The following is a 538-nucleotide window of genomic DNA, read 5'->3' as shown; positions in this document are numbered from 1 at the left end:
AAAAGGGAAAGAACATGAAAATAGCGATCATAGGAGCCGGAGCGATAGGAGGCTACGTAGGAGTGAAGCTGGCGTTATCCGGAGAAGACGTAACCTTCATTGTAAGGGGAGCGAACCTGGAAGCCATCAGAAAAGACGGCATGAAGCTGATCATGGAAGATGGTACGGAACACGTAGCGAAGAACGTCAAGGCGACGAACAACTACGACGAAGCTGGGCCACAAGACGTCGTCATACTGGCGCTGAAAGCCCACCAGGTAGACGCCGTAGCCAACGACGTACCGAAACTGTTCGGACCGGACACCGTAGTTGTCACCATGCAAAACGGCATACCGTTCTGGTACTTCCACAAACACGGCGGACCGCACGAAGGCCAGAGAGTCCAGAGCGTAGACCCGACCGGCCTGATCAGCGCCAAGATACCGGCCGAACGCATCCTGGGCTGCGTCGTCTACCCGGCATCCGCCCTGATTGCCCCGGGCGTCGTCAAACACATCGAAGGCGACCGATTCCCGATCGGCGAGCTGGACGGCACCGT

The 538-nt window shown here is 57.2% G+C and carries 1 protein-coding gene; it reads left to right on the top strand.

Translation table 11 applies throughout. The features are described from left to right. Positions 1–14: 14 nt before the first annotated feature. On the top strand, positions 15–538 hold a 524-nt coding region (locus tag NAI64_RS09040; RefSeq protein ID WP_269299793.1), incomplete at its 3' end, for a 2-dehydropantoate 2-reductase.

The organism is Oxalobacter paeniformigenes (assembly GCF_027158465.1).
GTDB lineage: Bacteria > Pseudomonadota > Gammaproteobacteria > Burkholderiales > Burkholderiaceae_D > Oxalobacter > Oxalobacter paeniformigenes.
Note: the sequence above shows the minus strand (reverse complement) of the source record. Positions and strands in the feature narration are given on the sequence as shown.